Annotated in this window: 19 protein-coding genes and 1 pseudogene; 13 read left to right on the top strand and 7 right to left on the bottom strand. The window is 64.0% G+C overall.

Annotation, left to right across the window (positions count from 1 at the left end):
* Window positions 1-7 precede the first annotated feature (7 nt).
* Both AAFX91_RS02955 and AAFX91_RS02950 read left to right on the top strand, forming a co-directional pair.
* Entirely contained in the window at window positions 8-1,201 is a 1,194-nt protein-coding gene (locus AAFX91_RS02955) for a dihydrodipicolinate synthase family protein (RefSeq protein ID WP_394565488.1), read from the top strand.
* Window positions 1,201-2,064 carry a sugar phosphate isomerase/epimerase gene (locus AAFX91_RS02950; protein ID WP_130578890.1) on the top strand — a complete coding sequence of 288 codons (864 nt, stop codon included), beginning with the start codon at window positions 1,201-1,203 and terminating at the stop codon, window positions 2,062-2,064. Before AAFX91_RS02955 ends, AAFX91_RS02950 begins: the two co-directional genes overlap by 1 nt.
* A gap of 79 nt (window positions 2,065-2,143) precedes the next feature.
* Here AAFX91_RS02950 and AAFX91_RS02945 read toward each other — a convergent pair whose 3' ends face one another.
* Window positions 2,144-3,379, bottom strand: a complete 1,236-nt coding sequence (locus tag AAFX91_RS02945) for a cytochrome P450 (RefSeq protein ID WP_130578891.1) — start codon at window positions 3,377-3,379, stop codon at window positions 2,144-2,146.
* 103 nt (window positions 3,380-3,482) lie between these two features.
* Here AAFX91_RS02945 and AAFX91_RS02940 point away from each other — a divergent pair.
* The 6 genes and pseudogenes from AAFX91_RS02940 (at window position 3,483) to AAFX91_RS02915 (ending at window position 10,907) form a co-directional block, all read left to right on the top strand.
* Window positions 3,483-4,029: pseudogene (locus tag AAFX91_RS02940) on the top strand (phosphonopyruvate decarboxylase).
* Entirely contained in the window at window positions 4,026-4,616 is a 591-nt protein-coding gene (locus AAFX91_RS02935; protein ID WP_130578893.1) for a thiamine pyrophosphate-dependent enzyme, read from the top strand. Before AAFX91_RS02940 ends, AAFX91_RS02935 begins: the two are co-directional and overlap by 4 nt.
* Before the next feature lie 322 nt (window positions 4,617-4,938).
* Complete coding sequence (locus AAFX91_RS02930; RefSeq protein ID WP_130578894.1) at window positions 4,939-5,640, top strand: TetR/AcrR family transcriptional regulator; 702 nt, start codon at window positions 4,939-4,941, stop codon at window positions 5,638-5,640.
* Window position 5,641: 1 nt separating this feature from the next.
* Entirely contained in the window at window positions 5,642-6,835 is a 1,194-nt protein-coding gene (locus AAFX91_RS02925) for an efflux RND transporter periplasmic adaptor subunit (protein ID WP_394565487.1), read from the top strand.
* Between the two features lie 17 nt (window positions 6,836-6,852).
* The gene (locus AAFX91_RS02920; RefSeq protein WP_394565486.1) at window positions 6,853-9,951 is read left to right on the top strand and encodes a MexW/MexI family multidrug efflux RND transporter permease subunit; all 3,099 of its coding nucleotides are present in this window, start codon (window positions 6,853-6,855) and stop codon (window positions 9,949-9,951) included.
* Window positions 9,952-10,163: 212 nt separating this feature from the next.
* Entirely contained in the window at window positions 10,164-10,907 is a 744-nt protein-coding gene (locus AAFX91_RS02915) for a hypothetical protein (RefSeq protein WP_130578897.1), read from the top strand.
* Window positions 10,908-11,030: 123 nt separating this feature from the next.
* On the opposite strand, the gene AAFX91_RS02910 is transcribed toward AAFX91_RS02915, so the two are convergent.
* From AAFX91_RS02910 to AAFX91_RS02885, 6 genes are all read right to left on the bottom strand, one after another.
* The gene (locus AAFX91_RS02910; protein ID WP_394565485.1) at window positions 11,031-12,827 is read right to left on the bottom strand and encodes a gamma-glutamyltransferase family protein; all 1,797 of its coding nucleotides are present in this window, start codon (window positions 12,825-12,827) and stop codon (window positions 11,031-11,033) included.
* A 97-nt stretch (window positions 12,828-12,924) separates the two neighbouring features.
* A complete protein-coding gene (locus tag AAFX91_RS02905) occupies window positions 12,925-13,920 on the bottom strand; it encodes an ABC transporter ATP-binding protein (protein WP_130578899.1) in 996 nt (331 codons plus the stop codon).
* Window positions 13,917-14,903 carry an ABC transporter ATP-binding protein gene (locus AAFX91_RS02900; protein WP_130578900.1) on the bottom strand — a complete coding sequence of 329 codons (987 nt, stop codon included), beginning with the start codon at window positions 14,901-14,903 and terminating at the stop codon, window positions 13,917-13,919. Before AAFX91_RS02900 ends, AAFX91_RS02905 begins: the two co-directional genes overlap by 4 nt.
* Window positions 14,900-15,859, bottom strand: coding sequence for an ABC transporter permease (locus AAFX91_RS02895; RefSeq protein WP_282529558.1), 960 nt, complete (start codon window positions 15,857-15,859; stop codon window positions 14,900-14,902). Before AAFX91_RS02895 ends, AAFX91_RS02900 begins: the two co-directional genes overlap by 4 nt.
* Window positions 15,860-15,868: 9 nt before the next feature.
* Window positions 15,869-16,849 carry an ABC transporter permease gene (locus tag AAFX91_RS02890; RefSeq protein ID WP_282529557.1) on the bottom strand — a complete coding sequence of 327 codons (981 nt, stop codon included), beginning with the start codon at window positions 16,847-16,849 and terminating at the stop codon, window positions 15,869-15,871.
* A 92-nt stretch (window positions 16,850-16,941) separates the two neighbouring features.
* A complete protein-coding gene (locus AAFX91_RS02885) occupies window positions 16,942-18,534 on the bottom strand; it encodes an ABC transporter substrate-binding protein (protein WP_394565484.1) in 1,593 nt (530 codons plus the stop codon).
* A 196-nt stretch (window positions 18,535-18,730) separates the two neighbouring features.
* On the opposite strand from AAFX91_RS02885, the gene AAFX91_RS02880 reads away from it, so the two are divergent.
* The 5 genes from AAFX91_RS02880 to AAFX91_RS02860 all read left to right on the top strand — a co-directional run bounded on the left by AAFX91_RS02880 (window position 18,731) and on the right by AAFX91_RS02860 (window position 23,805).
* Complete coding sequence (locus AAFX91_RS02880; RefSeq protein ID WP_394565483.1) at window positions 18,731-19,984, top strand: NAD(P)/FAD-dependent oxidoreductase; 1,254 nt, start codon at window positions 18,731-18,733, stop codon at window positions 19,982-19,984.
* 145 nt (window positions 19,985-20,129) lie between these two features.
* On the top strand, window positions 20,130-20,378 hold the full coding sequence (locus tag AAFX91_RS02875; protein ID WP_394565482.1) for a DUF6489 family protein: 249 nt from the start codon (window positions 20,130-20,132) through the stop codon (window positions 20,376-20,378).
* On the top strand, window positions 20,379-21,179 hold the full coding sequence (locus AAFX91_RS02870) for an esterase/lipase family protein (protein WP_394565481.1): 801 nt from the start codon (window positions 20,379-20,381) through the stop codon (window positions 21,177-21,179).
* A gap of 74 nt (window positions 21,180-21,253) precedes the next feature.
* A complete protein-coding gene (locus AAFX91_RS02865) occupies window positions 21,254-22,801 on the top strand; it encodes a wax ester/triacylglycerol synthase family O-acyltransferase (protein WP_394565480.1) in 1,548 nt (515 codons plus the stop codon).
* Window positions 22,802-22,812: 11 nt separating this feature from the next.
* On the top strand, window positions 22,813-23,805 hold the full coding sequence (locus AAFX91_RS02860; protein WP_394565479.1) for an alpha/beta fold hydrolase: 993 nt from the start codon (window positions 22,813-22,815) through the stop codon (window positions 23,803-23,805).
* Window positions 23,806-23,868 lie beyond the last annotated feature (63 nt).

The raw sequence follows: 23,868 nt of genomic DNA, 5'->3' as shown, positions 1-23,868 counted from the left end.
CAGGATCATGAACAAGCTCGTCCCGCCGATGTCTTCGCTCTCCCTGAAACTGCCGACCGCGGGCGGCGGCCTCGAGACCTATCGTCTCGCGGCCTCGCGGACGTTTCCCGCCAAGCTCCAGGGTACGCTGAATCGCGTCGCGTTCTCGGCGGCGCATGTCGTGGCCGACCCACGCGCCGATGTCGATCCGTGGCTGACTGCCGCGGTCGACTGGGACAGGACGATCGCGTTCCGCGAACATGTCTGGGATCTGGGACTGGGCGTCGCGGAGGCGATGGACACCGCGCAGCGCGGCATGGGGCTCGACTGGACTACCTCGCTCGAATTGATCCGGCGGTCGGTGAACGCGGCCAAGGCGAAGGGCAATGCGCTGGTGTTTTCCGGCGCCGGCACCGACCACCTCGCGGTGGAGCACGCCAAGACGCTGGACGACGTGATCCGCGCTTATGAGGAGCAGATCGCCGCGATCGAGAAGGTCGGCGGCCGCATCATCCTGATGTGCTCGCGGGCGTTGGCAAAGCTCGGGCGGAGCGCGGACGACTACGCCAAAGTCTATGACTGCGTGCTGTCGCAGGTCCGCGAGCCCGTGATCATCCACTGGCTCGGCGACATGTTCGATCCGGCGTTGGCGGGCTATTGGGGCACTGCTGACCTCGACAAGGCGATGGACACGGCGGTTGCCATCATCAACGGCCATGCGGCGAAGGTTGATGGCGTCAAGGTGTCGCTGCTCGACAAGCAGCGCGAGATCGACATGCGCCGGCGGCTCGATCCGCGCGTCAAGATGTATACCGGCGACGACTTCAACTATGCTGACCTGATCGCCGGCGACGAGCAGGGCTTCTCTCACGCGCTGCTCGGCATCTTCGATGCGATCGCGCCGGCGGCATCCTACGCGCTGTCGCGATTGGCCGCGGGCGACGAGGCAGGCTTCCACGACGTGCTGGGGCCGACGGTGCCGCTGTCGCGTCACATCTTCAAGGCGCCGACGCGCTTCTACAAGACCGGCATCGTGTTCATGGCCTATCTCAACGGGCACCAGGATCACTTCACCATGGTCGGCGGACAGGAGAGCGCGCGCTCGACGCTGCATCTCGCCGAACTGTTCCGCCTCGCCGACGCGGCCGGCCTGCTCGCCAATCCGGAATTGGCGACACGGCGGATGAAGACGGTGCTGGCAACGCGCGGTATCGAGTCCTGATGCGCGATTTTTCTTCCGATCACCGCTGGCTGTCGCTGAACACGGCGACGGTCCGCAAGCAGGGCAATCTGGTCGAGATCATCGAGGCCTGTGCGCGCCACGGCATCCGCGCCATCGATCCCTGGCGCGACCAGGTCGCAGGCGTTGGCCTCGAGCGTGCCGTGCGCGCGGTGCGCGACGCCGGGCTCGAATTGTCAGGCTATTGCCGCGGCGGCATGTTCGTCGCGGACGCTGCGCGTCAGGTTGAGGCGCGCGACGACAACCGCCGCGCGGTCGACGAGGCCGCCGCGCTCGGCGCCTCCTGCATCGTGCTTGTGGTCGGCGGCCTGCCGCAATATTCGCGGCCGGGTAGCGCGGCCTCAAAGGACATCGTGGCAGCGCGCACGCAGGTGCATGACGGCATCGCCGAGATGCTGGAATATGCAAGAGGGGCAAAGCTGCCGCTCGCGATCGAGCCATTGCATCCGGCCTATGCCGGCGACCGCGCCTGTGTGAACACGACCAAGCAGGCGCTCGACATCTGCGATGCGCTGGACCCGCAGCGCAGCGGCATGCTGGGCGTCGCGCTCGATGTCTATCACATCTGGTGGGACCCGGAGTTGATGGGCCAGATCGCACGCGCGGGCAAGGAGCGGTTGCTGGCGTTTCACGTCTGCGACTGGCTGGTGCCGACCAAGGACATCCTCAACGACCGCGGCATGATGGGCGACGGCGTGATCGATATCAAATCGGTTCGCGCGGCGGTGGAAGCGCAAGGGTATGCGGGCTATTCGGAGATCGAGATCTTTTCCAACGATTGGTGGAGCCGGCCGATGGATGAGGTGTTGCGGACCTGCATCGAAAGGCACCGATCGGTGGTCTGATTGGTAGGGTGGGCAAAGCGAAGCGTGCCCACCATCAACATTCCGCTCGTCATGGTGGGCACGCTTCGCTTTGCCCACCCTACAAATTCACCTCGCACGGCACGGTCAAAAATCCGCGGAATCTCACGCGGCCACCGCGTGTTGGCTCGCCGGCAAGCGTGTAATTCGGGAAGCGGGCGAGGAAACGCGAGATCGCGGTGGCGCCTTCGAGTCGCGCTAGCGCCATCCCTGCGCATTGATGGGCGCCGGTGCCGAAGGCGAGGTGGCGGTTCGGGGTACGCGCGATGTCAAAGCGCTCGGGGTCCGGAAATTGCGCGGGATCGCGGTTGGCGGCGCCGATGCAGAGCGTCACCGGCGTGCCCGCGGGCATCTTGATGCCGCTGAGCTCGACTTCTTCCACGATCATGCGGTTGCCGAGCTGGTTCGAGCTCTCATAGCGCAGCATCTCCTCGACCGCGGTCTTGATCAGCTCGGGCTGCGAGATCAGCCGCTGCTTTTCCGCAGGGTAATGCAGCAGCGTCACCAGGCCGTTGCCGATCAGATTGGTCGTGGTCTCGTGGCCAGCGTTGAGCAGGAAGATGCAATTGTGCAGCAGTTCCTTTTCGGTCAGCCGCTCGCCATTATCTTCGCCATTATTTTCGCCTTGGATCAGCCGCGTCAGCACGTCGCGTTCGGGATTGCCCGGCTTGGCGCGGCGCCGCTCGACCAGCGTCTCCAGATAGGCGAGGAAATCCTTCACCGCCTTGTTGCCGCGCGCAAATTGCTCTGATGAGATCACCGGCTCGAGCGCGCCCAGGATTGCGAGCGACCAGTCGCGCAAGGGACCGCGCTCGTCGTGGGGCACGTCGAGCAGATTGCCGATCACCTCAACCGGGATCGCGGAAGCGAAATCCTCGATCAGCTCGACCTTGTCTTTGGTGGCGATCGCATCGAGCAGCCCGTCGACCAGGCGGATCAGATCGGGCTCCATCGCGGCGATCGCGCGCGGCGAGAGCGCGCCCATGATCAGCCGCCGCACGCGGGTGTGCGCCGGCGGGTCGTTGAAGACGAGGCTCGTGGTGTGATGCTCGTAGAGGAAGGAGTTGCCGTATTTCGGCGAAAACTCCTTCTTCTTGTCGGAGGAGAACGCTTTCGTGCTCTTGTAGGCGGTGACGAGGTCGTCGTAGCGGGTCAGGAAATAGGAGCCGTTCGGCAGGCGCTTGACCGGCGCGTTATCCCGCAGTGCACGATAGGTCGGATAGGGGTTGGCATAGAATTCCGGCGTCAACCGTTCGAGGTCGAAACTCTCAGCCAGCTCTCGTGCGTTTCCGGTCATGGTGCCATACTCTTTTTGAGAACTGATATGCCGTTTTTGTTCTTCCGGAAAGTGCCGCCCGCTTTACAGTTGGCCTGTCTCGCTTATCCCTTCGGAAACGCCCATGCACGCCCGCACTGAAACTGCCTCCGACAGCCAGCCCGCCTGGCCGGAAGAGATTTTCTCGACATTGCAGCGCTTCGATGTCCGCCAGGTGCCTTACGTGCCTGACGCCGGGCATTCGCAACTGATCGACCGCGTGCTCGGCTCCTCCACGATGCGCGGCATTCCGCTGACGACGGAGGAGGAGGGCATAGCACTGCTTGCTCGGCGCCTGGGCCGGCGGCCAGCGCGGCGTGCTGCTGATGCAGTCGAGCGGCGTCGGCAATTGCATCAACATGCTGTCGCTGACGCAGATCTTCCGCTTTCCGTTCCTGACGCTGGTGACGATGCGCGGGGAATGGGGCGAGTTCAATCCGTGGCAGGTGCCGATGGGGTCGAACACGCAAGCCGCATTCGAGCTCTGCGGCGTCAAGGTATTGCGGGCGACGCATCCTGAGGAAGTGCGCGAGGTCGTCGAGGCCGGCGCAGCGCAGGCCTATAACGCGTCGACGCCGACCGCCGTGCTGCTGTCGCAGCGGCTGATCGGGGCAAAGGTGTTCGTGAAATGAGCAAGGCCAATCTCCTGGACCGCCGCGCGGTCGTCTCTCACCTGCTGAAGGACCGTAACGGCGCGATCGCGGTCGGCGGCCTCGGTGCCTCGACCTATGACATCGCCGCCGCCGGCGATGATGACCGCAATTTCTATCTCTGGGGCGCCATGGGCGGTGCGGTCATGATCGGGCTCGGGCTCGCGCTGGCGCAACCCGAGCTGCCGGTGATCGTCATCACCGGCGACGGCGAGATGCTGATGGGGCTCGGGAGCATCGCCACCGTCGGCGCGCAGAAGCCCGCCAACCTCTCCATCGTCGTGCTCGACAACGAGGCCTATGGCGAGACCGGCGGACAGGTCAGCCATACTGCCGCTTCGGTCGACCTGGTCGGTGTCGCCAAGGCCTGCGGCATCGCCGACAGCCGTGCGATCACCACCATGGCCGAGGTCGAAGCGTTCGCACTGTCGCTCAAGGAAGCGAGCCGCGGTCCGCGCTTCGCCAATGTGAAGATCGACGGCGCCAATCTGGAGCGGGTGCTGTCGAACCGCGACGGCACCTCCATCGTCAACCGCCTGCGCGGCTCGCTGGGCTACCAGCCGATCTAGGGAGTTTTGTAGCCCGGGTGGAGCGCAGCGCAACCCGGGATCCCTGAGTCAACGTTGAGAGCGGCCCCGGGTTACGCTGGCGCTCCACCCGGGCTACGGCACTCATCCAAATTGCTTGCGACTCGCCCCTCTCCGTGGGAGGTGTAGAGTTCCCGCGTCCGTCGGCCGCGTGCTTGCCGATTTTTGTCAAGTGTGACATCACGTTATCCTCCTGACGGTACAAGACCTTATCGGGAGGTTGGGGCATGGCCCAACCTTAAGTTCTGTTTTTGCACTGCCGTAAATTCTTGACATTCTTTAAGGTGAGTGATTACTCACGCGCATGTCTACCCTGCGCATGACAAGTGACTTGCGGCGGCAGTTGATTCTGAGCGCCGCCAAGCGATGCTTTGCCCGCCATGGCTTTGCCGGCACCACGACCAAGAGCGTGGCGGCCGCCGCTTCCATTTCGGAAGGGCTGTTGTTCAAGCACTTCCCCTCCAAGGCGGCGCTTTACGCCGAAATCCTCGCAGAAGAGTGCGAGGCCGACCCCGATCTTGCGCATCTGCTCGGGCTGGAGCCGTCGACCGCAACCCTGATCGAACTCGTGAAGGGCATGGTCGGGCATTTCCTGGAGGTATCACAGGGGCCGGACGAGGAGGACGCGCAGCGGATGCGCCTGATGACGTCCAGTCATCTCGACGACGGCGAATTCGCGCGGCTTCTTTACGACAAGATCGGCAGCCTGATCGAGCCGACCTTCACCGCGTCGATGGAACGCGCCGTTGCCGCCGGCGACGCCACCCGCATCGGCAGCGTGCCGCTCAATCTGTTCTGGTTCGCGCACCATGTCGTGCTGATGTCGGCGCTGACGCGGCTGCCGACGACGCCGTGCCTCACCTACGGCGACGCTCCCGACCTCGAGCGCCAGATTTGCGAATTCATCCTGCGCGGCATCGGGCTCACCGAAGCCGCGATTTCCTTTTATTTGAACCGTCAGCCGTCACCGAGCCGGGGACAATCGGTAACAGCAGAAAGTGCATGACATGAACATCGTGACCGAAACCAATATCAAGGGCGAACCGATCGATAAAAAGCCGCACAAGCGGCCGGTCAGGATGGGGCGCTGGTTCATCATCGTCGGATTGGCGTTGACGCTCGTCGTCGGCGGCCTGGTCTGGTTCAACTATTTCCGCGCCAAGATGATCGGCGAGTTCTTCGCCAACATGAAGCCGCCGCCGGTGACGGTGAATGCGGCCGAGGCGAAATCGGAAGTCGTGCCGAACCTTTTGACCGCGGTCGGCGAACTCGCCGCCGTGCACCAGGTCAACGTCACCTCCGACGTCTCGGGACGCATCACGGATATCCTGTTCACCGCGGGCGCCGAGGTAAAGGCGGGTGCGCCGCTGGTTCAACTGTTCGACGGGCCGGAGCAGGGCGACCTCGCCAGCTTCAAGGCGCAGGCGACGGTGGCGCAGCTCTCGCTCGACCGCGCCAAGCAGCTTGCGGCGCGCAATTTCGGGCCGCAGGCCACGGTCGACCAGACCCAGGCCGCGTATGACCAGGCTCTGGCCGGCATTGCCAAGACCGAGGCACTGATCTCGCAGAAGCTGGTCCGCGCCCCCTTCAATGGCGAGCTTGGCGTGCGCAGGGTCGAGGTCGGTCAATATCTGACCGCGGGCAATCAGGTCGTGTCGCTGACCGATCTGTCGATGCTCTACGACAACTTCACGGTGACGGAAAAGGACAGCGGCCAGCTCAAGGTCGGCCAGACTGTTCGCATCAAGGTCGACGCCTATCCGGATCGCGTCTTCGAAGGCAAGCTGACCACGATCGAACCGCAGGTCGCGACCGACACCCGCAACATCCGCGTGCAGGCCACCGTCGCCAATCCGGAAAAGATCCTCAAGCCCGGCATGTTCGCGACCACCACGGTGGTGCTGCCTGACAAGCCGGCGGTGATCACGGTTCCGGAAACCGCGGTCGACTACTCGCTCTATGGTGACTCGGTCTACCTGATCACCGAGAAAAAGGAGAACGACGGCAAGACCAGCCTGACGGCGGTGCGTACCTTCGTGCAGACCGGCAAGCGATTTGGCGGCCGCACCGAAATCGTCCGCGGCCTGAAGGCGGGCGACCGTATCGTAGCGCTCGGTCAGATCAAGCTGCAGTCAGGCGCTGCGGTTGCGATCTCCACCGAGCCGACGCCGCCGATCCCGGCCGAACCGCCGCGCTACTGAGAAGCAGGACCCCGTAAATGTCCTTCACCGACATCTTCATCAAGCGGCCGGTCCTGTCGGTCGTCGTCAGCCTGCTGATCCTCCTGATCGGCTTGCGGGCTGCGACCGTGCTCCCGATCCGGCAATATCCGAAACTGTCGAACACCGTGGTCAACGTCACCACCAGCTATCCCGGTGCGTCGGCCGACCTGATCCAGGGCTTCATCACGACGCCGATCGAGCAGGCGGTCGCCTCGGCCGAAGGCGTCGACTACATCACCTCGTCCTCGGTGCTCGGCACCTCCACGATCCAGGTTTACATCAAGCTGAACTTCGAGCCGAACCAGGCGCTCACCGAGGTGCTCGCCAAGGTCAACTCGGTCAAATACCTGATCCCGAGGGAATCAAACGATCCGGTCGTCACCAAGACCACCGGCCAGACCACGGCCGTGATGTATCTCGGCTTCTCCAGCGAGGAGCTGTCAGGATCGGCGATCTCCGATTACCTCACGCGCGTGGTCCAGCCGTTGCTGTCGACGGTTGACGGCGTGGCTTCCGCCGACATCCTCGGTGGCCAGACTTTTGCGATGCGATTGTGGCTCGACCCGATCAAGATGGCGGGGCGCGGCGTGTCGCCCACGGATGTTGCGCAGGCGATTGCATCCAACAACTTCCAGGCTGCCGCCGGCCAGTCCAAGGGCTACTACATCGTCTCCAACGTCTCGACCAACACCGACCTGCGCAACATCGATGAGTTCAAGCGCATGATCGTGAAGTCGAGGGAGGGCGGTTTCGTCCGGATGGAGGATATCGCGCAAGTCGAGCTTGCCGCGCAAAGCACGGACGCGAGCGTCGCGTTCAATAGCGAGCATGCGATCTTCATCGGCATCAACGCGACCCCGCAAGGTAACCCGCTGACCCTTGTGAAGGGCGTCCGCGCCCTGTTCCCGGAACTCGAGCGCAACCTGCCGCCGTCGTTGAAGATGAAGGTGGCCTACGATTCCACCAAGTTCATTCAATCGTCGATCGACGAGGTGGAGAAGACGCTCGGCGAAGCCGTCGTGATCGTTATCGTGGTGATCTTCCTGTTCCTGGCCTCGATCCGGTCGGTCATCATCCCCGTGGTCACGATCCCGTTGTCGCTGATCGGTGTCTGCAGCCTGATGCTGGTCATGGGCTTCAGCATCAACCTCCTGACCCTGCTTGCGATGGTGCTCGCGATCGGTCTCGTGGTCGACGATGCCATCGTGGTGGTGGAGAACATCCACCGCCATCTTGAGGAGGGCAAGACGCCGGTACAAGCCTCATTGATCGGCGCGCGCGAGATCGTGGGTCCGGTCATCTCCATGACCATCACGCTCGCCGCGGTGTACGCGCCGATCGGCTTCCTTGGCGGTCTCACCGGTGCGCTGTTCCGCGAATTCGCCTTCACGCTGGCGGGCTCGGTGATCGTGTCGGGCGTGATCGCGCTGACGCTGTCGCCGATGATGTGCTCGGTGCTCCTGAAGAACACCGAGGAAGGACGTTTCGCGCGGGCGGTCAACCGCGTGTTCGGTTCATTGACGCGCTGGTACGGCCGCAAGCTCGACCGCTCGCTCGACTACCGGCCGATCACCGGCTTGTTCGCGCTGACCATGCTCGGCCTCGTCGGCTTCCTCTACATGCACACGATGAAGGAGCTGGCGCCCGAAGAGGACCAGGGCATCGTGTTCGCGCTGACCAAGGCGCCGAAATACGCCAACATCGACTACGTCGACTTCTACGGCGAGAAGATGGACAAGGTGTTCCAGAAGTTTCCGGAGACGGATCTGCGCTTTATTCTGAACGGCACGCCGAGTGCGCAAAGCGGCATCGCCGGCATGCTGCTCACCCCGTGGGATGAGCGCAAGCGTTCGGCCATTGCGTTGAAGCCGCTGGTGCAGGCGGAACTGTCAAAGATCGAAGGCGTCAACGCCTTCGCCTTCAACCTGCCGCCGTTGCCAGGTGGTCCGGGCGGCCTGCCGGTGCAGATGGTGATCAATTCGACCGTCAGCTTCCAGGCCATCTATGAGCAGATGGAGAAATTGAAGGCCGCCGCGCGCAAGAGCGGCATGTTCATCGTCAGCGACAGCGATCTCGATTTCAACCAGCCGGTGGTGCGCGTCCGCGTCGACCGCTCCAAGGCAAGCGACCTCGGCATCAACATGCAGCAGGTTGGCGCCACGCTGGCCACGCTGCTCGGCGGCAACTATGTCAACCGCTTCAACCTGGAGGGACGTTCCTACCAGGTGATCCCGCAGGTGCCGCGTGCCGTCCGCCTGTCGCCGGAGGCGCTCGGTGGTTACTACGTGCCGACCAACACCGGGCAGTTGGTGCCGATCTCGACCGTCGTCTCGATCGAGACGGGCACCGATCCGAACGCGCTGACGCACTACAACCAGCTCAACTCGGCGACGTTCTCAGCGGTGCCGATGCCGGGCGTGACGGTTGGCCAGGCGGTCGAGTTCCTCGAAGGCGAGGCGAAGAAGCTGCCGGCCGGCTTCGGCCATGACTATCTGGCGGACTCGCGGCAATATGTGCAGGAGGGCAACCAGCTCGTCATCACCTTCGCGTTCGCCGTGATCATCATCTTCCTGGTGCTGGCGGCGCAGTTCGAGAGCTTGCGCGACCCGCTGGTCATCATGGTCTCGGTGCCCATGGCGATCGTCGGCGCCCTGATCCCGCTGTTCTTCGGCGTGGCGACCATGAACATCTACACCCAGGTTGGGTTGCTGACGCTGGTCGGCCTCATCACCAAGCACGGGATCCTGATGGTGGAGTTCGCCAACGAGCTGCAGCTCAACGAGGGGCTTGACCGCCGCTCGGCCATCGAGATGTCAGCCCGCATCCGCTTGCGTCCGATCCTGATGACGACGGCGGCGATGGTCACCGGCCTGATCCCGCTCTTGACCGCATCGGGCGCTGGCGCTGCCAGCCGGTTCTCGATCGGCCTGGTCGTGGTTGCGGGCATGCTGATCGGCACGCTGTTCACGCTGTTCGTGCTGCCCGCGGTCTACGTGACGATCGCCACCGATCACCGGGCGAAAGCGACTTCGGAGCGCAACAAGCAGATCGCCGACTACGAGCTCGGCGATGGCGGAGCGCTCAAGCCTACCTGAGACTTCTTGGCCCCAAAGTCTCAGCGAAAGGGCGGCGACGGTCCTACCGTTGTCGCCCTTTTGGTTTTCCGGAAAGCATGATGAGGTAGCCCGGATGGAGCGAAGCGCAATCCGGGACTCGATCGGATGCATCGCGTGATCCCCGGATTTCGCTTCGCTCCATCCGGGCTACAGTCAATGCAACTAGAACGACAAGATTCGGGGAAACAGACATGGTGAGCGATTTCGCGCCCGGCAATTATCGTTTCATTCCAGCCGTGTTCCAGTATTCGAGCGGCGCGGCCGCCAATCCGGGCTTTGAAGTCGAGCGCGTGCGCTTTGACAGGCTGGTGCCGCTTGCCGAAGGCTTTGCGCGGATCGCAAGCCATATCCAGGCGGCGGAACGGCCGTTGACCTCGTTCTGCGCCTGCGAGTTACGTTCGCCGGCGGCGGTCTCAGAGCAGGGCTTTCGCGCCTTCAACGAGCATTATGTGAAGACGCTCGCGGAGTGGGGGCTGTTCGATGGCACCACCAATCCGGTGGCGCGCAGCAATGTCTGTCCCGAAATCGATCCGCCCGCCGAGCCCTCATTCTATGCATTCTCCTTCACGCGCCCGAGCACGGGGAGCTCACCGTCCTTCGTGATCGCCGGTGGCGCCGAGGCGCGCGGCGGTGCCGGCAGCTATCCCGAGCGCATCGTCCGCTATCGCGACATGAGCCCGGAAGCCTGGCAGGAGAAGGTGCGCTTCACCGTGGGCGAGATGGAGCGGCGGCTCGCCGAATTCGGCTTCACCTGGCGGGACACCACCGGCGCGCAGGTCTACACCGTGCACGATTTCCATCCGCATCTCGCCGACGAGCTGGTGCGCCGCGGCGCCACCCGCTCCGGCCTGACCTGGCATTTTGCCCGGCCGCCGGTGGTCGATCTCGAATACGAGATGGATTGCCGCCGCGTGCTGCGGGAGCTGGTAATCTAAAAGCGCGTCTCTCTCCCCGTCATTGCGAGCGGAGCGAAGCAATCTATCTCGCCGCTCGTGGAGGCATGGATTGCTTCGTCGCTTTGCTCCTCGCAATGACGCGCAGTGAGGCGTGAGCGCCCCTTACCTTCCAGCGGCGTAGCCCTGCATGCCGCGCGGGTTGGCGGCGGCGCGGCGCTTGCGCCCCACGCGCGAAGCCGCCGTCAGCCGTCCCTCCGACCAGTCAGGCCCGACCTCGACGATGTGGCCGCGACGCTGCAACTCGTCGATGCTCGCCTTGGGCACGCGACCTTCGACGACGAGCACGCCCGGGCGCGCGGTGCGTGGCCAGAACGAGATCGGGAAATGCTCGGAATGCCAGGCCGGCGCGTCGATCGCCTCCTGCAGGTTCAGCTTGGCATGGACGTGGCGGAGGAAGAACTGCGTGATCCATTGGTCCTGCTGGTCGCCGCCCGGCGAGCCCCAGGCCAGATAGGGCTCGCCGTCGCGCAGCGCCATGGTGGGCGAGAGCGTGGTGCGTGGGCGCTTGCCCGGCGCAAGCGCGGCGGGGTGATTCTCCTCGAGCCAGAACATCTGCGCGCGGCTGCCGAGGCAGAAGCCGAGCTCGGGGATAACAGGCGAGGACTGCAGCCAGCCGCCGGAGGGCGTCGCCGAGATCATGTTGCCGGCCTTGTCGATGATGTCGAAATGCACGGTGTCGCCGCGCACCTCGCCAAAACGGCCGACGGTGGGCTCGCCCGCGCCCATCGCACCGACCGCCTCGCGATGGCCCTCGGCGCGGCGCAGCTTCACCACCGCGCCAAAGCCTTCGACCGAGCCGGGGATGAAGTCGAGCGAAGCCTTGTCCTTCGAGATCAGCTTGCGGCGCTCGTCGTTATAGGCATCCGAGAGCAGCGTTTCGATCGGGATATCCGTGAAGTTCGGATCGCCGTAGAATGTCTCGCGGTCGGCGTAAGCGAGCTTGGCGCATTCGATCTGCAGATGGATGAAATCGGCGCTGGTGGGATCGAGGCCGTCGAGGTCAAAACCCTTCAGCAAAGCGAGTTGCTGCAGCATCACCGGGCCCTGGCTCCAGACGCCGGCCTTGCACACGGTGTAGCGGGCGTAATCGTAGGTCAGGGGCGCTTCGATCGTGGGCTGCCAGCGTGCCATGTCGTCGGCCGAGAGCACGCCGCGATGCGGCGAGCCGGAGACGTCCATCACTTCCTGGGTGCGGCAGAATTTGTCGATCGCCTCGGCGACAAAGCCCTTCGACCACGCCTGGCGCGCGCGCTCGATCTGTGCGACGCGGTCGCTGCCGGCGCTTTCCGCTTCTTTCAGGATGCGGGCGTAAGTTTCCGAAAGGCGCTTGTTAGTGAAGATCGTGCCGGGCTTGGGCACCTCGTTGTTGGGCAGATAGACCTCGGCCGAGGTCGTCCAGTATTTCCGGAACAATTGCTCCACGATCTTGATGGTGGCGGAGGCGCGTTCGACCAGCGGAAAGCCTTCGCCGGCATAGGCGATCGCGGGCTCGAGCACGTCGCGTAGCTTGAGCGTGCCGTAATCGCGCAGCAGCAGCATCCAGGACTCGAACGTGCCGGGCACACAGGCGGCGAGCAGGCCGGTGCCGGGCACCATCTCCAGCCCTTCGCTGCGATAATGCGCGATCGTCGCCTTCGCCGGCGCGGGACCCTGGCCGCAAATCACCTCGGTCTTGCCGCGCTTCACGTCATGGACGATGACCGGTACGTCGCCGCCTGGACCGTTCAGGTGCGGCTCGACCACCTGCAGCGTGAAGGCGGTGGCGACGCCGGCGTTGCCGCCTTTTTCCAGCGTGGCCATACCGACCGCGGTCGCGATCCAATGCGTCGAGGTGACGACGCCGAACGTGCCTTCGATCTCGGGACGGGTCGTGAACGGATCGGGATTGATGTTGCCCATGGCTCGCCACCAGTTGTTTTTTGTGCGGGCGCACTTGATCACAGGCGGACGCTGCTGCCAACGGCGCGGCCGGCATGGCTACCTCGCATCCATGTGATCACGCGGGCGCGGCAGCCTCGGCCGGGGAGTTGACGGCATGGCAGGCGACGCCGTCGATCAGCTCCGGCGCCTTTTGGCGGCATAAATCGAACGCGAGCGGGCAGCGCGGGTTGAAGGCGCATCCCGGCGGCGGATTGATCGGGTTCGGGATTTCGCCTTTGACGGGAATGCGCTGGCGGCCGCTCATGCCGAGATCAGGGACCGCGCCAAGCAGCATCTTGGTGTAGGGCATGCGCGGATGATTGAACAGCGCGCGGCCCTCCGCGACCTCCACGATGCGGCCGAGATACATCACGCCGATCCGGCTCGCCATGTGGCGCACGACGGCAAGATTGTGGCTGATGAAGAGGTAGGTGAGGCCGAACTTGTCCTGCAGGTCGCGCATCAGGTTGAGGATCTGCGCCTGCACGGAGACGTCGAGTGCCGAGGTCGGCTCGTCGCAGACGATGAACTCGGCTTCTGATGCGAGCGCGCGGGCGATCGCAATGCGCTGGCGCTGGCCGCCGGAGAATTCGTGCGGGTATTTCAGGCCGTCATCGGCATGCAGCCCGACCAGCGACAGCAACTCGCCGACGCGGGCGCGGATGTCGCGTTCACCCTGGATCAGGTCGAAGGCGCGGATCGGCTCCGAGACGATGGCATCGACCCGGAAGCGCGGATTGAGGCTCGCATAGGGATCCTGGAAGATCATCTGGATGCGCCGGCGCAAGCGCTGGCGCGCCTGCGCCTGCCTCGGATCGGTCATCGAGACGCCGTCGATCACGACCTCGCCCGAGCTCGGCGGCAACAGCCCGACCACCATCCGCGCCACCGTGGTCTTGCCGGAGCCGGATTCGCCGACCAGCGCAAAGGTTTCGCCTTTGCGGATATCGAAGGTGACGCCGTCGACCGCCCTGAGGAATTCGAGATGGCCGCCTTCGAGCACGCGGTTGAGCCACGGCTTTGACACGTCGAACACGCGCCGGAGATTCTTGACCTCGATGAACGATGTCATGCCGCACTCTCCTTCGCGGCGTGGTCGTAGAGATGGCAGGCGACGGCCTGCGCGCCTTGGCGGGTCGGTTCGGGACGCTCGACCCGGCAGCGGTCGAAGGCAAAAGCGCAGCGCGGGTTGAACGGGCAGCCCGGCGGAATCGCCGACAATCGCGGCATGGAGCCGGGAATCTGCACCAATCGCCTGTCCTCGCCGGCAAGCGTCGGGATCGCGCCCATCAGGCCCTTGGCGTAGGGATGCAGTGGGTTGCGCACGACGTCCTGCACCGGGCCGATCTCGGCGATGCGGCCGGAATACATCACCGCGACGCGATCGCAGGTCTCGGCGATCACACCCATGTCGTGGGTCACCAGCATCACGGCCGTGCCATGGTCGCGGCCGAGCCGCTTGATCAGTGCGATGATCTGCGCCTGCACGGAAACGTCGAGCGCGGTCGTCGGCTCATCCGCGATGATCAGTTCCGGCTCGGCGCAGATCGCGAGCGCGATCACCACGCGCTGGCGCATGCCGCCGGAAAATTCATGCGGATAGCCGTCGACACGTTTTTCCGGCGCGGGGATGCCGGCCTCGGCGAGCAGGTCGACGGCGCGCTTGCGCGCGGCGCTTTCGGAGAGGTTGGTGTGGGTGCGGATGGTCTCGACGATCTGGTCGCCGATCCGATAGAGCGGGTTGAGGCTCGTCAGCGGATCCTGGAAGATCATGCCGATGCGCTTGCCCCGCACGCGCCGGATCTCCTCCGGTGGCAAGTGATCGATGCGCATGCCCGAGAGATGTATCTCGCCGCCGGAGATGCGGCCGGGCGGATCGATCAGGCCGATGACGGCAAGGCCCGTGACCGACTTGCCGGCGCCGGATTCGCCGACCACGCCCAGCACCTCGCCCTTGGCGATGTCGAAGGAGACGCCGTCGATCGCGCGCAACGTCGCGCGGCGGGTGACGAACTCCACCTTCAGGTCACGCACGGAGAGGACAGGCACGGTCATCGGAGCTTCGGATTGAGCGCGTCGCGCAGCCAGTCGCCGAGCAGGTTGATCGAGAGGATCAAGCCGGCCAGCGCAATGCCGGGGAAGGCGACGATCCACCATTCGCCGGCGAAGAGATAGTTGTTACCGATCCGGATCAACGTTCCGAGCGAGGGCATGGTGTCGGGCATGCCTGAGCCCAAGAATGACAGCGTCGCCTCGGTGATGATCGCGAGCGCCAGGTTGATGGTGGCGATGACGAGGATCGGGCCCATCGTGTTGGGCAGCACGTGGCGCAGCATGATCTTGGGCGCGGGCAGGCCGATCAGTTGCGCGGCGGCGACATAATCCTTGTTCTTCTCCACCATGACCGAGCCGCGCACGGTGCGGGCATATTGCACCCAGAAGCTTAGGCCGATCGCGACGACGAGCACGGCGAGCATGCTCGTCGGATCGAGCCGGTTGCCGAACACGGATTTGGCGACGCCGTTGACGATCAGCGCGATCAGGATCGCCGGGAAGGTGAGCTGCACGTCGGCGATCCGCATGATCACGGCGTCGACGGCGCCGCCGAGATAACCCGCGATCAGCCCGAGCGTGATCCCGATTGCGCCGGCGAAGACGACGCCGAGCACGCCGACGATAAGCGAAATCCTCAAGCCATAGAGAATGGCGGAGAACACATCGCGGCCCTGTTCGTCGGTGCCGAGCAAGAACGGGCTCTGGCCGTCGGCGGTCCAGAGCGGCGAGATGCGTGAGTTCATCAATTGGAGCTGCGCCGGGTCGAACGGGTTCTGCACGGCGAGCACGGAAGCAAGGATCGCGAGCAGGAAGAACAGCACGGTGACCGCGGCCGCCAGCATCGTCAGCTTCGAGCGGCGGAAGGAATAGAACAGGTCGCTGTCGACGGCGCGTCGGAACCAGCCCACGCCGGAATGCGCGGTTTTGGTGTGTTGCTGAACAACGCCGTCGGACATTCTTCTGCCTCAGGCCGGTCGGCTAACGGTGGCGCGCAGGCGCGGGTCGACGATGGTGTAGAGAATGTCGACCACCAGGTTGATGGTGACGAAGATCAGCGAGACCATCAGAAGATACGCCGCCATGATCGGGATATCGACGTTTTGCACCGCCTGCACGAACATCAATCCCATGCCCGGCCACTGGAACACGGATTCGGTGATGATCGAGAATGCAATAACCGAGCCAAACTGCAGGCCGGCTACGGTGATGACGGGAACCAGCGTGTTCTTCAGCGCGTGGCCGAAATGGATCGCGCGCGTGGTCAGTCCACGGGCGCGGGCGAAGCGGATATAGTCGGTGCGCAGCACTTCCAGCATCTCCGCGCGCACCAGCCGCATGATCAGCGTCATCTGGAACAGGCCGAGCGTGATCGAGGGCATGATCAGCGCCTTGAGGCCGGACACCGTGAGCAGGCCGGTCGTCCACCAGCCGATCCGCACCACTTCGCCGCGGCCGAATGAAGGCAGCCAGCCCAGCGTCACTGCGAACAGGTAGATCAGGAGGATGCCGATCAGGAAGGTCGGCAGCGAGATGCCGATCAGCGAGACCGCCTGGCATAGTTTGGCAAGCAGGGTGTCGCGCCTGAGCGCGGCATAGACGCCCATAAGGATGCCGAACACCATCGCGAAGATCGTGGCGCAGATCGCAAGCTCCAGCGTCGCCGGCAGCCGCTCGGCGAGCAGCGTCGAGACCGGCTGCCGGAACTGATAGGAGACGCCGAACTTGAACTGCGCGGCGTTGACGAAATAGCGCGCGAACTGGATCAGCACGGGATCATCGAGCCCGAGCGATTTGCGCACCGCCTCGCGCTCGGCCGCCGGCGTGTCGATCGAGACAATCTGGCTGACGGGGTCGCCGGCGAAGCGGAACATCGCGAAGGCGATGATCCCGACGGCGATCATTACCCCGATGGCTTGAACGGCGCGGCGAAGCGTGAAAGCGAGCATCTCTTCCTTCACCCGAAGCGTTGGCGATTTCCCGCCACTAAGCAAAAGGTCCCGGAAGCGCGGGGCTGCCGGGACCTTGGAGTGACGAAGCTTTATTCCGATTTGACCATCCAGTAGGGCAGCACCTGGTTGTCCGGGCGCTGCACCACTTTCAATTTCTTCGAGACGCCCCAGGCCAGCGCCTGCTGATGCAGCGGGATGTAGGCCCAGTCCTTCATCGCGATCTCGAAGCCGGCCTTGATCAACTGGTCGCGCTTGGCGGTGTCGGTCTCCTGCAGCACCTTGTCGGCGATGTCATCGAATTCCTTGTTGCAGTAGCCGCCGAGATTGGTCTCCCCGCGTGCCGATTTCGGATCGTCGCGGCAGCCCATGATGTCATACATCACGTTGTGCGAGTCGAGCGTGCCGGGCGTCCATCCCAGCATGTAGAACGAGGTCTGGTAGCCGCCGGGCTTCAGAATTTTTGCAAAATACTGAGCTTTCGGCTGCGCCAGCAGGTTCACCTTCACGCCGATGCGGGCGAGCATGCCGACCACAGCCTGACAGATCGCGGCGTCGTTGACATAGCGGTCGTTCGGGCAATCCATGGTGACTTCGAAGCCGTCAGGATAGCCGGCTGCGGTCAGGAGCTTCTTGGCGCCGTCGGGATCGAATTTCGGACGGGTGAGATCCTTCGACAGCGCGAACAATTGCGGCGCGACCATCAGCGCCGACGGCGTCGACAATCCGCGCATCACGCGGTTCTTGATCAGTTCGATGTCGATTGCCTTGTAGAAGGCTTCGCGGACACGGACATCCTTGAATGGGTTCTTGCCCTTGATGTTGGAGTAGAGCAACTCGTCGCGGCTCTGGTCCATGCCGAGGAAGATGGTGCGGAGCTCAGGCCCCTTCAGCACCTGCGCATTCGGACTGGAATCGACGCGTGAGATGTCCTGGATCGGAACCGGCTCGATGATGTCGACCTCGCCCGAGAGCAGCGCGGCGACGCGGGTCGCATCGGAGGCGATCGGGGTGAAGACAATTTCCTTCAAATTGTGTTCGGGCTTCTGCCACCAGTTCGGATTGACCTTGAACACCGTCTTCACGCCCGGCTGATGGCTTTCGATCATGAAAGGCCCGGTGCCGTTGGCGTTGAGAGAGGCAAAGCTCGGCGTGGTCGCGGATGCCGGCGTGGGCTGCGTGGCGTTATTCGCCTCAGCCCACTTCTTGTCCATGATGTACCAGGTATCCCATTGCGAATTCAGGATGGGATTGGGCGATGTCAGGATGAAATCGACAGTGTAGTCATCGACCTTGACGACCTTGGCATCGGCGGGAATGCGGGTCTGCAGGTTGGAGCCCTTGGCGCGGACGCGGTCGGCAGAAAACACCACGTCGTCGGCGGTGAAGGGATCACCGTTCTGGAATTTGACGTTCTTGCGCAGATGGAAGCGCCAACGGGTCGGCTCCGGCGTCTCCCAGCTTTCGGCGAGCGCCGGGATGATCTTCAGATCCTTGTCGCGCGCGGTGAGACCTTCATAGACCTGTCCGAGATGGGCATGGGTGGTCGTCTCGTTCAGCGTATGGGGATCCAGCGATTTGAGATCGCCCTGATTGGCGTAGCGCAGCGTCTGGGCCGAAACAGGTGTCGTCGTCGCAATGATGGCAAGACTTATTGCCGCAAGCAGATGATGACGTACCGACATTTGAACCTGTTCCCCGTCTTGGTCCCGCGATGCGCGCTGTTGGTAGGATATTGCATGCCAATGTTGCCAAAGTTTACCGGGTGCGCAAGCGCGATTTCCCGTAGAAGATGAGATGAGTTTGCGCAGCCGTGCCGCAATGATTAGCTTGACGCTCGCTGGTCGGGCGTGCGCGTGACATTGAACTTTCGGAGTAAGGATGGCGGAACTGAGGGCCGACGTCATTGTCCTGGGGGCTGGCATGGTCGGTGTCGGTGCCGCTTTGCATCTGCAAAAACGCGGCCGCGACGTCGTCATTGTCGACCGGCACGATGCCGCCGGCGAGGAGACGAGTTACGGCAATGCCGGCATCATCGAATGCGCCTCGGTTTTTCCTTACATGTTCCCGCGGGATTTCGGCGAACTCCTCCGCTATGCGCTGAACCGCGCGCCGCAGGTGCGCTATCGCGTCGCCGACCTGCCGATCTTCCTGCCATGGCTCGCGCGCTATTATTTTGCCTCCTCGGCTGAGGGTGCATTGCACAGCGCGCTGGCCGAGATGCCGCTAATCCGGCAGAGCCTGATCGAGCACGAGGCTTTGATTGCAGAAGCCGGCGTCCCGGAATTGCTGCGCAAGACCGGCTGGATCAAACTCTATCGCAGCAAAGCGACCTTCGCCAAGGCCGTGCGCGATACTGAGCGTGCGAAGCAATATGGCGTCACCAACGAAGTCCTCGATGCCAAGGGCATCGCCGCGCGTGAACCGAACCTGTCGGGTGACTTCGCTGGCGCGGTATATTCGCCGGCGCCGGGCTCGGTCGCCGATCCCGGCGGGCTGGCAAAGGCCTATGCCGCGCTGTTCGGCCGCAGGGGCGGCCGCTTCTTTGTCGGCGACGCCCGCACGCTCGAACAATCCGGCGGACGATGGCGCGTGGCCATCAGCGAGTGCAGTGTGACCGCCCGCGAGGTGGTGGTCGCGATGGGACCGTGGTCCGACCAGGTGTTCGGCCCGCTCGGCTATTCGATCCCGCTTCAGGTCAAGCGCGGCTATCATTTGCACCTGAAGCCGGGCGGTAACGCCGTGCTCAATCATCCCGTGCTCGATTCCGATCTCGGCTATTGTCTGGCGCCGATGAACCGCGGCATCCGGCTGACCACCGGCGTCGAATTCGCCCATCGCGACGCGCCGGCGTCCCCGGTCCAGGTCGAGCGCGCGGTGCCGCGGGCGCGCAACCTGTTTCCGCTCGGCGATCCCGTGGAGGCCAAGCCCTGGAAGGGCGCGCGGCCCTGCCTGCCCGACATGCTGCCGGTGATCGGCAAGGCGCCGCGCCACCCCGGGCTCTGGTTCGATTTCGGCCATCAGCACCACGGGCTGACGCTCGGGCCTGTGAGCGGACGCCTGCTTGCGGAGATGATGACCGGCGAGACGCCGTTTGCGGATGCGAAGCCGTTTGCGGTGGAGCGCTTTGGTTGACCCTGGCGGGCGACGTCTGCCGCCGGCCGTCATCGTCCCGCTTGCGTGACAAGCCCTCTCGCGGCGATACTGCACCACGGCATGATCCGTTCGAAGAATCGATTCCCGGGTCATGTTCTTGCGTCAACTGCATTGAGGAGCGGTCATGAAGGTCAACGTCGAAATAGATTGCACGCCGCTCGAAGCCCGGCAGTTCTTCGGCCTGCCGGATGTCGCGCCGATGCAGACGGCGGTCATGGAAAAGCTGCAGCAGCAGATGACCTCGAACATCGAGAAGGTCTCACCGGAAGCTTTGATGCAGAGCTGGCTCGATCCCAAACTGGCCGAGCGTTTCCAGGACATGTTCGCGGCGATGGCGGGCCTCGGCAGCACCTCGAAGAAGGACAGGAAATAGATGGTGACCGTGGATGGCAGCCGTGAGGAGAGCGAACGCCGGCTGCGTCCACCAAACATCTGTCTGATGCTGGCCGAGGGCAGGGGCCTGTTCGAGTTCAATTCGAGCCTCCTGCTGCTGCCGCTCTTGATGCGTGCGCCGAGGGGGGACGGCCATCCGGTGCTGACGCTGCCGGGATTCCTGGCAAGCGACCTGTCGATGGCGCCGATGCGGCGGTACCTGAAGGCGCTTGGCTATGACACCTATGCCTGGAGCTTTGGCCGCAATGTCCGCGGCCTCAGCCGGATGCGCGCGGCGCTGCGCGATCTGTTGCGCCGGATCACCGACTCCACCGGACGCAAGGTGAGCATCGTCGGCTGGAGCCTTGGCGGCGTCTATGCGCGTGACTTGGCGCTGAACGCGCCGGAGATGGTGCGCTCCGTCATCACGCTCGGCAGCCCGTTTGCGGGCGATATCCGCGCCACCAACGCGACGCGGCTCTACGAGGCGTTGACGGGTGAGAGCGTCGACGACATTCCCGAGGTCCGGCAGGCGATCGCCGGCGACATGCCGGTGCCGGCCACCTCGATCTACTCGCGCGCCGACGGCATCGTGAACTGGCGAACCAGCGTGCAGCGCCCGTCGGCAACGGCCGAAAATATCGAGGTGCTGCTCGCAAGCCATATCGGGCTCGGCGTCAATCCCGCGGCGCTCTGGGCGGTGGCCGACCGGTTGGCGCAGGCGGAGGGCGAGTTCAGGCATTTTGATCGGTCCGGCCCCTTTGCCATTGCCTATCCACCCCCGGAACAGGCACAATCCTGATCGACGCCGCAGCAAGCGGCCGTCCGAACGAGAGCGCCACCAAGGCGCCGCACGACAATTACCGGGAGGAAGCCATGGCCGACGCCAAGAAACTGTCGTCGCTGGACGCGTCGTTTCTCTATCTGGAAACGCCGGAAATGCCGATGCATGTCGGAAGCATGGCAATCTTCCGCCTGCCCGACGACTACAAGGGCGACTTCTTCGAAGACTTCAAGGCGATGATCGCCTCGCGACTGCACATCGCGCCGATCCTGAAATCGCGCCTGGAGAAGGCGCCGCTCGACATCGACCATCCCTCCTGGGTGGAGGACGACCAGTTCGACATCGACCGCCACATCTTCCGCGGCAGCCTGCCGGCGCCGCATGACCGCGCCACGCTGGAGCGCCTTGTCGGCTGGATCCACGCGAAGCTGCTCAATCGCGCCCGGCCCTTGTGGGAGTTCTATGTCTTCGAGGGCATGCAGAACAACGAGATCGGTCTCTATTCCAAGATGCATCATGCCTGCATCGATGGCGGCGCGGGTGCTGCGCTCACCAGCATGATCTACGACATCTCGCCGATCCCGAGGAAGGTCGACCCGCCGACCGCGCGGAAGGTCGCGCAGGAACCACGCGACATCGCGGCCAACCTGATCGATTCCTATCAGCAGCTCTGGACCCAGCCGTTCGATGCCGCGGCGGCGCCAAGGACGATCGAGCTGCCGCGCTCGGGCAAGAGCGATCTCGGCTCGATCCTGTTCGACAACGCCATGTTCCAGATCGAGAATGCGATCAAGTTCGCAAGCAGCGTGCCGGCGATGCTGAAAAGCGTGTCGGAGGTTGTGACCAAGGTCTCCGATCCGAAATCGCGCGAAAGTCTCGCCAGTATGGTGTCGCCGCCGACCATCCTGAACAAGGCGATCTCCTCGGAGCGCAGCTTTGCCGGCACGTCGGTCTCGCTGTCGCGGGCCAAGGCGGTGGCAAAGGCGGCCGGCGGCAAGCTCAATGACGTGGTGCTGGCCCTCGCCTCCGGCGTGGTGCGCCGCCATTTGATCAGCCAGGGCGCGCTGCCGAACAAGTCGCTGACCGCGGCGGTGCCGATCTCGCTGCGCGAGGAGGGCAATACCGAATCGAACAACCAGGTGTTCGGCATGATCTGCTCGATCGCGACCAACATCGAGGATCCCAAGGCGCGGCTGGAAGCGATCATCGCGCAATCGACCAAGGCGAAGGAGATGTCGCATCCGCTGCGGGCGTTCATGCCGCAGGTCTCCAACGTCTCGATGCTGGGCGCGCCGATCCTGGTGCAGATCCTGGCGCTGCTCTACAGCCGCTCGGATCTGTCGAACGTGCTGCCTCCGGCAGCCAACATCACCGTCTCCAATGTGCCGGGGCCACGGCAGACGCTCTATGCGGCCGGTGCGGAATTGCTGCATATCTTCCCGGTGTCGATCGCGACCCACGGCCTTGCGCTCAACATCACCGTGCAGAGCTATCGCGACCAGCTCGATTTCGGCTTCGTCGCCGGGGCCAATATCATTCCGCATGTGCAGGTTTTGTGCGACATGCTGCCGGCCGAATTCGAGGCGCTGGAGGCGGCGTTCGTGCCGCCGCCCGCCGAGACCAAGAGCGCCGCTGAATAAGGATTGTCTCGATGATGGAAATGCCCCCGCTGCAATTCGCCCAGACCAATGGCATCCGCATGGGCTTCTATGAAGCCGGCCCCACGACCGACAAGCCGCCGATGGTGCTCTGCCACGGCTGGCCGGAGCTCGCCTTCTCCTGGCGCCACCAGATCAAGGCGCTGAGCGAAGCCGGTATCCGCGTGATTGCGCCGGATCAGCGCGGCTATGGCGTAACCGACCGGCCGGAGCCGGTCGAGGCCTATGATATCGAGCAACTGACCGCCGATCTCATTGGCCTGCTCGATCATCTCGGAATCGAGAAGGCCATCTTCGTCGGCCATGACTGGGGCGGCTTCGTCGTCTGGCAGATGCCGCTTCGGCATCCCGACCGTGTCGCCGGCGTGGTCGGCATCAATACCCCGCATACCAACCGTGCCTGGGCCGATCCGATCGAACTTTTGCGCAAGCGGTTCGGCGAGCAGATGTATATCGTCCAGTTCCAGGACCCCGCGCACGAGCCGGACAAGATTTTCGGCAGCCGGGTCGAGCAGACCTTTGATGCCTTCATGCGCAAGCCGGCGCGGCGGCCCGAGGCTCCGGCGGAAGAGGTCGTGGCCGGCGTCGGCGCATCGCCGCGGCTCAACCTGGCTTTCCCGCAGATGATCGCGAATTACGATGCCGCGCACGATCCGCGCACACCGATCCTGTCGCCGGAAGAAAAGCAGGTGTTCGTCGATGCCTTCACCAGGACCGGCTTCACCGGCGGCATCAACTGGTACCGCAACATGTCGCGCAACTGGCAGCGCTCCGAAGGGCTCGATCACACCGTGCGCGTGCCGTCGCTGATGATCATGGCCGAGAACGACGCGGTGCTGCCGCCTTCGGCCGCCGACGGGATGGAGAAGTTGATTCCCGATCTCGAAAAGTCCTTGGTCAAGGACAGCGGCCATTGGACCCAGCAGGAGAAGCCGGAAGAAGTCAGTGCCAAGCTGATCGAATGGCGTAGAAGGCGATTTGGGTGAGGGGTGCGCATCAAGCAACTCCGATCGTCATTCCGGGGCGCGCGAAGCGCGAGCCCGGAATCC

The organism is Bradyrhizobium sp. 31Argb (genome assembly GCF_043638955.1).
GTDB lineage: Bacteria > Pseudomonadota > Alphaproteobacteria > Rhizobiales > Xanthobacteraceae > Bradyrhizobium.
Note: the sequence above shows the minus strand (reverse complement) of the source record. Positions and strands in the feature narration are given on the sequence as shown.

Excerpts from the sequence above, each read along its gene's own strand:
- AAFX91_RS02955 (WP_394565488.1), top strand. The coding sequence starts at position 8 with ATGAACAAGCTCGTCCCGCCGATGTCTTCGCTCTCCCTGAAACTGCCG.
- AAFX91_RS02950 (WP_130578890.1), top strand. The coding sequence starts at position 1,201 with ATGCGCGATTTTTCTTCCGATCACCGCTGGCTGTCGCTGAACACGGCG.
- AAFX91_RS02945 (WP_130578891.1), bottom strand. The coding sequence starts at position 3,379 with ATGACCGGAAACGCACGAGAGCTGGCTGAGAGTTTCGACCTCGAACGG.
- AAFX91_RS02935 (WP_130578893.1), top strand. The coding sequence starts at position 4,026 with ATGAGCAAGGCCAATCTCCTGGACCGCCGCGCGGTCGTCTCTCACCTG.
- AAFX91_RS02930 (WP_130578894.1), top strand. The coding sequence starts at position 4,939 with ATGTCTACCCTGCGCATGACAAGTGACTTGCGGCGGCAGTTGATTCTG.
- AAFX91_RS02925 (WP_394565487.1), top strand. The coding sequence starts at position 5,642 with ATGAACATCGTGACCGAAACCAATATCAAGGGCGAACCGATCGATAAA.
- AAFX91_RS02920 (WP_394565486.1), top strand. The coding sequence starts at position 6,853 with ATGTCCTTCACCGACATCTTCATCAAGCGGCCGGTCCTGTCGGTCGTC.
- AAFX91_RS02915 (WP_130578897.1), top strand. The coding sequence starts at position 10,164 with ATGGTGAGCGATTTCGCGCCCGGCAATTATCGTTTCATTCCAGCCGTG.
- AAFX91_RS02910 (WP_394565485.1), bottom strand. The coding sequence starts at position 12,827 with ATGGGCAACATCAATCCCGATCCGTTCACGACCCGTCCCGAGATCGAA.
- AAFX91_RS02905 (WP_130578899.1), bottom strand. The coding sequence starts at position 13,920 with ATGACATCGTTCATCGAGGTCAAGAATCTCCGGCGCGTGTTCGACGTG.
- AAFX91_RS02900 (WP_130578900.1), bottom strand. The coding sequence starts at position 14,903 with ATGACCGTGCCTGTCCTCTCCGTGCGTGACCTGAAGGTGGAGTTCGTC.
- AAFX91_RS02895 (WP_282529558.1), bottom strand. The coding sequence starts at position 15,859 with ATGTCCGACGGCGTTGTTCAGCAACACACCAAAACCGCGCATTCCGGC.
- AAFX91_RS02890 (WP_282529557.1), bottom strand. The coding sequence starts at position 16,849 with ATGCTCGCTTTCACGCTTCGCCGCGCCGTTCAAGCCATCGGGGTAATG.
- AAFX91_RS02885 (WP_394565484.1), bottom strand. The coding sequence starts at position 18,534 with ATGTCGGTACGTCATCATCTGCTTGCGGCAATAAGTCTTGCCATCATT.
- AAFX91_RS02880 (WP_394565483.1), top strand. The coding sequence starts at position 18,731 with ATGGCGGAACTGAGGGCCGACGTCATTGTCCTGGGGGCTGGCATGGTC.
- AAFX91_RS02875 (WP_394565482.1), top strand. The coding sequence starts at position 20,130 with ATGAAGGTCAACGTCGAAATAGATTGCACGCCGCTCGAAGCCCGGCAG.
- AAFX91_RS02870 (WP_394565481.1), top strand. The coding sequence starts at position 20,379 with ATGGTGACCGTGGATGGCAGCCGTGAGGAGAGCGAACGCCGGCTGCGT.
- AAFX91_RS02865 (WP_394565480.1), top strand. The coding sequence starts at position 21,254 with ATGGCCGACGCCAAGAAACTGTCGTCGCTGGACGCGTCGTTTCTCTAT.
- AAFX91_RS02860 (WP_394565479.1), top strand. The coding sequence starts at position 22,813 with ATGATGGAAATGCCCCCGCTGCAATTCGCCCAGACCAATGGCATCCGC.